The 8171-nt window shown below is 52.7% G+C and carries 6 protein-coding genes; 1 reads left to right on the top strand and 5 read right to left on the bottom strand.

Going from position 1 to position 8171, the window contains the following annotated elements; all coding sequences use genetic code 11:
- Positions 1–299: 299 nt before the first annotated feature.
- On the bottom strand, positions 300–461 hold the full coding sequence (locus LKK83_RS17910) for a hypothetical protein (protein WP_324632626.1): 162 nt from the start codon (positions 459–461) through the stop codon (positions 300–302).
- Between the two features lie 32 nt (positions 462–493).
- Here LKK83_RS17910 and LKK83_RS17905 point away from each other — a divergent pair, with 32 nt between their 5' ends.
- A complete protein-coding gene (locus LKK83_RS17905; protein WP_324632625.1) occupies positions 494–1594 on the top strand; it encodes a hypothetical protein in 1101 nt (366 codons plus the stop codon).
- A 265-nt stretch (positions 1595–1859) separates the two neighbouring features.
- Here LKK83_RS17905 and cysK read toward each other — a convergent pair whose 3' ends face one another.
- From cysK to LKK83_RS17885, 4 genes are all read right to left on the bottom strand, one after another.
- Positions 1860–2828: a cysteine synthase A gene (cysK, locus tag LKK83_RS17900; RefSeq protein ID WP_324632624.1), complete on the bottom strand. Its 969-nt coding sequence runs from the start codon at positions 2826–2828 to the stop codon at positions 1860–1862.
- A 78-nt stretch (positions 2829–2906) separates the two neighbouring features.
- The gene (locus LKK83_RS17895; RefSeq protein ID WP_324632628.1) at positions 2907–3344 is read right to left on the bottom strand and encodes an RrF2 family transcriptional regulator; all 438 of its coding nucleotides are present in this window, start codon (positions 3342–3344) and stop codon (positions 2907–2909) included.
- A 451-nt stretch (positions 3345–3795) separates the two neighbouring features.
- A complete protein-coding gene (locus LKK83_RS17890; protein WP_324632623.1) occupies positions 3796–5511 on the bottom strand; it encodes an iron uptake porin in 1716 nt (571 codons plus the stop codon).
- Between the two features lie 834 nt (positions 5512–6345).
- Entirely contained in the window at positions 6346–8043 is a 1698-nt protein-coding gene (locus LKK83_RS17885; protein WP_324632622.1) for an HD domain-containing phosphohydrolase, read from the bottom strand.
- Positions 8044–8171: the final 128 nt, after the last annotated feature.

The following is an 8171-nucleotide window of genomic DNA, read 5'->3' as shown; positions in this document are numbered from 1 at the left end:
GGGGGAGAACTCCTCCCTACGCATAAATGACGAGGGTTTCCGTTCTCCCCCTTACCAACCCTAATTTCTGATGATTGGAAAAACAACGGCGAGTTCTTGCCGTTAAAAAATATTAAAACATAAACTAGGAGCATCCCACCCAATTGCGATCGCCGATATTCATCCAATGGCCAAGATTAACCAAAGCGATCGCCTATTTATAGCTAAGCTCTCCGGAATCTACTTTTCTTTCACCCTGATGATTTAACGCTGCCCCCTCGCAGCACTCCACTGTCTGTGCCTTTCTTTCTCAGTGCAACTTAACTTGCTAACTGCTTATCGGTAGAAATGCGAAATGTGTCATTTTTACCACAGAGTAAGCCATATTCACTCTGCCATCGCGCCAAAGCTATAGAAATATTTAAAGCGCGACCCAATTCCCTAACTTCTGGGTGGGTTAAGATGGTAGACGTCTCGAGCAAAATACTCTCAGAATTGTTTGCCTCTAGGTTGAATGGGACTCCAGAAGCAACCGGGCAAACTATCAACAGAAAGCGGCTATACCCGCACCGCTTTCTCCCCACTGGTTTGGGGTAAAGATTGTTCGCGGGATGTGGTAAATATGAACGGAAAACAGCGATTCTCAAAACTGAAGGCATCAGGAACGCGCCTATTCTTTGCAGGCGTGGCTGCTGCCGCATCTGTAGTAACTATTGCAGCAACAGAGCCGGCTGAGGCTCAATCTCCAGTCTCTCCAGTGCTGCCACCGCCTCCAGTGATTCCAATCACGCCGGCGGTTCCGATTGGTACGCCAGTGGCACCACCACCGACGCCAACACCAACTCCGACGCCGACACCGACGCCGACACCGACGCCAACTCCGACGCCGACACCGACGCCGCCGACGCCAACTCCGACGCCGCCGACGCCAACCCCGACGCCGCCGACGCCAACCCCGACGCCGCCGACGCCAACTCCGACGCCGCCGACGCCAACTCCGACGCCGCCGACGCCAACCCCGACGCCGCCAACCCCGACGCCGCCGACGCCGCCAACTCCGACGCCGCCAACCCCGACGCCGCCGACGCCGCCGACGCCGCCAACTCCAGGGATACCACCGGGCGTCAGTCCAGAAGTCTTTAACTTCTTGCAAGGGCTTTCCAACCAGTTAGGGGTGCCCGTGGGGCAATTACTGAACTCGCCTCTGGTGCAAGCGGCTCTGGCGAGACCTAACACTCTCGGGATTTTGAATGCCGCCAATACTGCCTTTGGCAGAGCGGGAATTCCCCTGGCGGATGGTTACAACAGCATCAATTTTGCAGCTCTGGTCTCGCGAGCGCCGAACAATGCTGACGCGGTAGAGGTCTTTAACCTCCTCAAAGCTGAAGTCGCCAACTTCGTGTTGCGCTATGAAGGAGCGATCGGCGATCTGTTGCTGCGTTCTACGGTGGAATCAGCTCAGTTTGGTCGCTATGGTAGCGTCCTGTTTGTGGAATACCTGGTGTACCGCAACGATACGGGCATTCGCTTCCGCAGTTTCGACCAACAGTTCCGGGATTTGAACGAACTGTTATTACTTCAGGAAAATCGGTTCATTGATGATGTGCTGCCGTAATCCACGTCAGGTAACGGGTAGAACGGTTTCTCTAGATTGAGATTCGTTTTATCCGTGCGGCGCGCAGAACCGCTCTAGTTAATTCGCGAGCGACGATTAAACGCCTACACCTTTGAAGGTGTAGGCGTTTAGCCTTTGAGGGATAAAGGTAGGAATGACAGCTATATTGAAAAAAGCCCCGCACCCTAGAAGGGTAGGGCGTCGATCCGAAACATTGCCCGCCGACGCGGGCTATTTTTTGAGTGGCAATTTTCGGAACAAGAGATTAGCGATTGGCGAGAACTGGGGAGGCGCTCAGTTCTGGATCTTGGAACAGGGGGGTGCTGAGGTAGCGCTCGCCAAAACTGGGTTGAACCATCACGATCAGACGGCCTTCATTTTCTGGGCGCTGGGCGACACGAATGGCGGCACAGAGGGCGGCACCGGAGGAAATGCCGGAGAGGAGTCCTTCTTCGCGCGCGAGGCGACGACCGTAGGCGATCGCTTCCTCATCGCTGACTGCAATCACCTCATCGATGAAGTCCACGTTAAGCACTTCGGGAATAAACCCGGCACCGATACCCTGAATTTTGTGGGGGCCGGGTTTTCCGCCGGATAACACCGGACTGTTGGTCGGTTCTACGGCGATCGCTTTAAATGAAGGCTTCTTTTGCTTGAGCACTTCGGCAACCCCGGTCAGAGTCCCCCCAGTACCAATTCCGGCAATTAAAAAATCAACTTCACCATCGGTATCTGCCCAAATCTCTTCTCCGGTGGTCTCTCGATGAACCTGCGGATTCGCCGGATTGCGAAACTGCTGCAACATATAAGCGTTTGGGGTACTGTCCACGATTTCCTGTGCCCGACGAATGGCTCCACTCATGCCCTCAAATCCCGGCGTCAATTCCAACTGCGCTCCATAAGCGCGCAACATGGAACGGCGTTCCGTACTCATGGTATCTGGCATGGTCAAAATTAATTGATACCCCTTCGCAGCAGCAGCCATTGCTAGGGCAATCCCGGTATTCCCGGAGGTAGGTTCCACCAACACGGTTTCACCGGGGGTAATCTGCCCTTGACTTTCCGCCACATTAATCATATTGACGCCAATTCGGTCTTTGACCGAGGCGGCGGGGTTCATGCTTTCGAGCTTGACCACAATTCGAGCCACACAGCCTTCCGCTTGTGGAATGCGGTTGAGTTGAACTAACGGGGTTCGACCAACTAACTCGGTGATGTTATGAGCAATACGCATAGGATTTGTGGGTTGTTTGTTCTCTAGTGTTCAACGTTAATGCCGATTGGGGTAGCTTGGAGCGCAAACCCACCTGGCCTAAATGTAGTACATGATATCGAGCTGCTGCTTGGCATTGCGCTGTTCGCAAAGGTCTTGGATGCTGTAGTTTTGCAATACCGCATGAGATGCGGCGACTGCTTCTTGCCACATCTCTCGAACTACTGCACTTTCTACGGTTTTGGAGGTGGCATCCTCTTCCGAGGCGGCACCCTCCAAGCCTTCAATGCAACTTACAACTTCGAGTAAGGTAATTTTCCAGGGTTCGCGAGCGAGAAGATAGCCCCCTTTTGCGCCGCGTTGACTGCGAACCAGTCCCCCGCGCCGTAAGGAAGCCAAGAGTTGCTCTAAATAGCGATCGGGTATATTTTGCTGAGCCGCTATTTGCCGAATTTGCAGCGGTTCGCCTGTCTGATATTGGTCTGCTAACTCCAGCAGAGCGAGCAGAGCGTATTCACTTTTACATGAAAGTTCCACAGTTCTCAATTCTTCGTTATAAGCTTTTTTTATAGAAAGGGGGGAAATAAAGTAGTTCAAGACCGCGATCGCCTCAGTAGGTCCCATCGCAGGAAGCCCCCCGGCCCTCATTTTCCATGCGATCGCGATTGAATTAAGGCAATTGCAAATTAAAACATTTCCCCACAGATTTGGGGCAACCGCCCTGACGGAACGGTTTATTTCCAGGCATTCCCGACCGCGACATCTAGCGATCGCCTAATTCATTTTATTATACCCCGGTTTTCCTCTGGAGTTTGCTGGGTTAAGAGAGCCAACAAAAAAAGCCCTCGGGGAAGGGCTTACTATCACTCACGCGATATTTAATTTTACATTCAGTTGAACTTTAGCCGAACTCCTGAAACCAGAGTCCCCCTCTCGCGATCGCAGCAGATGAGGCAGGGGTGCCCCCACAAGAGAGGGGAACTTGTTTCTAGAACCGGAACGTGGTTCTGAGGGTACCGATCACCACATCATCGTTGAGGTCGTTGTGATCCGGAGCTGTCAACCAGATAAAGCCCGGGGTAATGGCAATGTTTTCGGTGAGCTGATACTCGTAAAACCCTTCAATGTGGATGGAAGTACTGGGGTCTTCCAACGCCCCACCGAAGTCGTCCTCAGTCACTCTCGGTTCCATGCCAACGATTAAGCCGGCTTGGCTTCCCGGAGGTCCGGCTTGCACGCCCAGGGTAACGGCCCAGTTCCAGATGGACAGATCGCCTTTCAGCCCTTCGTCGAGGATGCGAGCATTGGTGAAGCCCACCCAACCGCCGAGGGAGAAGGCCCCGGTCACGTAGCCGAGTTGAGCGCCGTAAGCGTTGCTGATGGTGGTTAAACCATCCGGCGGATCCACAGATTCCACCGGGGTGGCGAATTGGCTACCGGTCTGCATGTCCGTGCGGTAGGCATTCACGTAGGTCAGACCCAGTTGTAAGCCTTCAACTGGCTTGAACACCACTTGCGCCAGGGCACCGTAGGGGCCATCGAACAAACCATTGCGCTCGGTAGGTTCGCCTGCATTTTCCGCCAAGTAGCCGAGGCTGACTTCCGCAGGACCTGCATCGAATGACAAGCCGAGTCCGGCTCCCCGAACCAGGTTGTAAATGGGGGCGCGGGTGCCAAAACGCGACAGGGCACCGCTTCCACCATCTCCATCTAAGGGGTTGATGGTGCTGGCAAAGTCATCTGCCGCACCGGCGTTGGCCATAAATACCACATCGGCGGCACCAATTTGTCTGGCATAGAGTAAAGTGTCTAAGTTGACGCTGGTATCTCCATTGTCATAAGGACCCACCCCGAACCACAGATCCCCTTCTGGCGTGAAAGTGTTGGTACCGGAGAAGGCATCGAGATTATTCACTTGGAGTCGAGTTCTGAGCAGATCTTCCCCGGTGAAGCTGGTGTCGAAATTCAGGCGAGTCCGGGTGCCAAATTGCACGCCACTGTCGGTATCGCCGCCGAGGCTATTGCCTCCTTCAGAAAGGGCGAGAGCGAAGATGGATTCGCCCCGCAGTTTGGTGGTGGTGGAGAATTGATTGGCTTCGAGTTCGGCAACGCGCACTTCTAGGGCGTCCACGCGACCGCGCAGGGTCGCCAGTTCGGCGGAGAACTCTTCGACTAATCTTTCCAGGGCGGTTAAATCGCCGATATCGATGTTCTCGATTGCGGCGGCAATCAGTTCGTTGATTCGTTCCAAACAAGCGTTTAAACCGGCGGCAAATTCGTAGCGGGTGAGCGCTCGGTTGCCGCGAAAGGTACCATCGGGATATCCAGCAATACAACGGTAACGTTCTACCAGGGATTGAAGTGCTTGGAAGGCCCAGTCAGTGGGTTGAACGTCCCTCAACTGAGACACTGAAGTGACGGGTTGAGCGATAACGTTGCTGCCAGTTCCTTCCTGGCTGTACTGGTTCAGCTTTTCTAAGACATTGGAGTTGTCTGTTTGCGCCACAGAGGGGGTCACGTCACGTGCTTGCGCGATCGCCTCTGCGAGTTCTGGAAAGGGCGCTTCCTCCGCGATCGCTGAATTCGCGGGATTTGCCTCTTGGCTCGGTAGGGGTGCAGCCGCATGAGCTGCAGCGGTTCCCACTAAAACCGCCCCTAAAACTGCTGGACTGACCAACAGAGAATTCCACAATACTTTAGTCATTTTTCCCTCTTGTCCTCACACCTTTTATCTAAACAATTTGACCAATCTCTCCTGCCCGGTTTTCCCCGGCGGAGATGAAAGCCCAAAGAAGGAAATTGAGAGCTATTATACAGCTCTTTCCCAGGCAACGGGTGTAGCCTCCACTTCGCCACTGAACCGACAGGTATTGAAAGCCACTGACTCTTCTTCAGTCCCCCATTTACATGTTCGAGTACGCTACCGTTTCAGTTTGCCGCGAGTGGAATACTCCGATGATGTGCCGATCGCGTTTTTTCCGAAGCGTTGACCCCTCCAATCTGGAGGCTCATGCACTCAGCTTGTCGGCTGGGCGACTCGCTTCTTCGTCTCTTCGTCTCCCCTCGGGGGACTTTAGGGGAAGTTGCCCGTTGAGCCACGTTCGACAATCTTGGGACTCATTATAGAGTCATTCACTCCCTCGCCGATTGCTTCTGTTATAGATTAACAGATTTACTTAGATTGCAACCTTCTGCGAAATCGTTTCTGCTCTATTGTGTCCTCGGCGATCGCCACTGCTGTGAAATAACTCATCCACTCTGAGAGGATGAATGGTTTTATTGGACACAGAGGCGACTCTGGCTCCTGGTTTTCTCCTGGGTTCGGCAAGCTACACTGTCCCGCGATTCTATTCTACTGGATGTACTGCCCGGGAATGACTCGGTGCCCGGGTTTCTTGTTCCCTCCGCCCTATTTTTACGGAGTTGAGCGATCGCATCCGTGGAAAATGGAATCTCGATCGCGGCTTCCCTCTGGCACTCGGCCATTCCCTGGCGTTTCCCCTGAATCCTCCCTCCCCTAGGCAGCACCCTTTTTTTTCTAAGCTGTTTCTAACTCCACTTCTTTTTCTAAACTATGCCCCAATACCGAAAACACTTGCCGATGTTCGAATAAATCCAGAAATTCTGAGTTAATTTTGTTTTGCCCCGCTTCTTGGCGCAGGATCGCGATCGCTGCTTCTACGGGCAATCCGCGCTTGTAGGGGCGATCGCCTGCGGTAAGGGCGTCATAAATATCGGCAATGGTCATAATCTGAGCTTGAATCGGAATTTCCGCCTGGCTTAACCCTCTGGGGTATCCGCTTCCGTCTAGCTTTTCGTGATGCCCGTAGGCAATGGTGGGCACCTCTTTGAGATCCCCCGTCCAAGGGATCCGCTTCAGAAATTCGTAAGTATGAGTGACGTGATATTCGATTGACAAACGCTCTTCTGGCGTTAGGTTGCCTTTGGTGACGAGTAGCTGAGCCATTTCCTCTGGGGTAATCAAGGGCTTTAGCTGACCGTCTACATCCTTATAAGTGTATTGAGACAATTCCCGCAAGCGCGCTAGCGGCTCTTCGGCTAAAATCCTTGGCTCGTTTGCCTCCAATAACAAATTCCAATGCTTATCCAAATGCTCGATACTTTTTTCTAGCTGCTTGTCCCGCTCTTGTAGCGCCTGACAGTGGGGGCAGCTTGTTTCTGTTTCCTGATGTCGATGAGCTGGATGTTCGATTAAATACCTGTACTTATTTTGAGCGCATTCCATTTCCAGGGTGCGCTTGGCTAAGGCGAAGCGGTGTCGGATCACCTCAAGCTGACCCGGATAGAGCTTTTTTTGTTTGATTAAAATTGCTTCTGGAACCCCTACTTTGCCAAAATCATGCAACAACGCGGCGTATCGAATTTCTTGAATTTGGCGATCGCTGAAGTGGATCTCTCGCAAGGATCCGGAGGTCACGTTTTTCGCTTCTTGCGAAAGGCGAACGGTTAGTTCTGCTACTCGTTCCGAGTGACCATAGGTACAAGGATCCCGCGCTTCAATCACCTGCACCGACGCTTTCACAAACCCTTCAAACAGGTTTTCAATACTTTCTTGTAGCTGATTTCTTTCAATGGAGATCGCCGCTTGTGAAGCCAAACTTCGCACCACTCGTTCTTCCCATTCTGAATAGGGCTGGGTGACTTCTAGAGCATTGTCTGCGGATACCGTCAGTTCTGGTTCGATCTTCCGATTGATCAACTGTACGACCCCGATGGTTTCCCCTTCTCGGTTTTGCATGGGCAGTACCATGACAGAGCGGGTATAGTATGAAATATCTCGGTCAAAACTCTGTTCGAGCTGATAGGGGACGTTGGGCGGCAGATTGTAGGCATCGGGTATGTTGAGGCTTTCCCCCGTCAGCGCCACATAACCGGACAAGCTTTGACGGGTCAAGGGTATGGCAAATTCCCGGAAGGACACGTTCGGGCGAGAGGCATTTTGCGCTACCTTAAATAACAATTTGGGTACCTCGTCCCTGCGGTCTACCAGATAGACGCTGCCCGCATCGCTACAGGTAATTTCTCGACTTTTTGTCAAAATCAAGGTTAACAACTCCCCGAGATCGTAGGTGCTCGAAAGGGCCGCACCAATATCTAGGAGTTGCTCGACTAATTCCGCTCTCGTGTCATATTCCTGATTTAGGTCTGGATTATTCAAGACCCTGATGGGGGTATGTTTCACTGTCCGATCCGATCGCTCTTCACAGCTATACATGAATTGACTCAGCGACTCATGCTACGCATTAATTGTCGTGGCGAGTCGTTGTTTTCATCGAAAATTAGGGGTTGGTAAGGGGGGCGAATGGAAACCCCTGTCATTTATGTATGGGGAGGAATTCGCCC

The organism is Phormidium sp. CCY1219 (assembly GCF_035615515.1).
Taxonomy (GTDB): domain Bacteria; phylum Cyanobacteriota; class Cyanobacteriia; order Cyanobacteriales; family Laspinemataceae; genus CCY1219.
This window is presented reverse-complemented; position numbering and strand designations above follow the sequence as displayed.

Bases quoted from the DNA above. Each gene is read 5' to 3' on its own strand.
- LKK83_RS17905 (WP_324632625.1), top strand. From the start codon at position 494: ATGGGACTCCAGAAGCAACCGGGCAAACTATCAACAGAAAGCGGCTAT.
- cysK (WP_324632624.1), bottom strand. From the start codon at position 2,828: ATGCGTATTGCTCATAACATCACCGAGTTAGTTGGTCGAACCCCGTTA.
- LKK83_RS17890 (WP_324632623.1), bottom strand. From the start codon at position 5,511: ATGACTAAAGTATTGTGGAATTCTCTGTTGGTCAGTCCAGCAGTTTTA.
- LKK83_RS17885 (WP_324632622.1), bottom strand. From the start codon at position 8,043: ATGTATAGCTGTGAAGAGCGATCGGATCGGACAGTGAAACATACCCCC.